The sequence below is a fragment of the Pseudoduganella sp. RAF53_2 genome, from assembly GCF_052113985.1.
Taxonomy (GTDB): Bacteria; Pseudomonadota; Gammaproteobacteria; order Burkholderiales; family Burkholderiaceae_D; genus Rugamonas.
Genome location: NZ_JBFRDW010001033.1, coordinates 1 through 1227 on the forward strand (window position 1 = coordinate 1; position 1227 = coordinate 1227).

Consider the following 1227-nt stretch of genomic DNA (forward strand, 5'->3'; position numbering starts at 1 on the left):
CCCTTCAGCCGAACCGGGCGCACCGGGCGCACAAGGCGCTGCCGGTGGCCCGCCCGGCGCCCCTGGCGGGGCCGGACGAGGCGGTGCCGGCGGCGGCCGTGGCGGACGCGGTGGTCCTCCCAGCACGGTAGGGGTGGCTGCGGCCGAGAAGGCCGATTTGCCGGTAACCCTCGATGCGCTCGGCACGGTGACGGCGGCGGCGACGACTACGGTCCGTCCGCAGGTTTCCGGCATTCTGCAAAAGGTGCTGTTCAAGGAAGGCCAGATGGTCAAGCAGGGCCAGGTGCTGGCCCAGATCGATCCGCGTCCGTTTGAACTGGCCCTGATGCAGGCCACCGGTAACCGCCAGCGCGATGAGGCGCAGCTGGAAAACGCGCGTCTGACCTTGGAGCGCTACCAGACCCTGTTGTCGCAGGACTCGATCGCCCGCCAGGACGTCGATACCCAGGCCGCGCTGGTCAAGCAGCTGCAAGGCGCTGTCATGACCGACCGCGCCAACGAAGGCACAGCCAAACTGAATCTCGGCTACACTAGGGTGGTGGCGCCGATCAGCGGGCGTGTCGGCCTGCGCGTGGTCGACATCGGCAATCTGGTCAGCTCCGGCGATGCCGGCGGCCTGGCTGTGATCACCCAGCTGTCGCCAATCGACGTGGAATTCTCGGTGCCGCAAGACCGCGTGCCCGAGTTGCTGGGCCGTGTGAATGAAGGCGCCAATCTGTCGGCGCTGGCCTTTGACCGCACCCGTACCAATTTGCTGGAGAAGGGCCGCTTTGCGGCGCTGGATAACCAGGTCGATACGCAAACCGGCACCGTGATGGCCAAGGCGCGCTTCGACAACGCCAAGTTTGCCCTGTTCCCGAGCCAGTTCGTCAACGTGCGCCTGGAGCTGCGCAATATCAAGGACGCCATCATGGTGCCGGTGACCGCGCTGCGTCATGGCGGTACCGGCGATTATGTGTATGTGCTGAACCAGGACCACACGGTGTCCCTGCGCATGGTCACGCGCGGCCAGGCGACGGTGGAGAAGGTGCAGATCGTCAGCGGCCTGCAAGTAGGCGAGCAAGTGATCACCGAAGGCGCTGACCGCCTGAAGGACGGCGCCAAAGTCGTGCTGCCGACCGATCGCGGCGGGCAGGGCGGCGCCGGCGGTGGACGCCGCAACCGTGGCGCTGCAGGCGGTGCTGGGGCCGCGGCGGGCGCTGGCGGCGACGCAGCGGCTGGCCAGAC

General features: G+C 67.8%; 1 protein-coding gene. It reads left to right on the plus strand.

Annotation, left to right across the window (positions count from 1 at the left end):
• The coding region (locus tag AB4Z11_RS32090; protein WP_442030274.1) for an efflux RND transporter periplasmic adaptor subunit at nucleotides 1-1227 on the plus strand (1227 nt) is incomplete at both ends.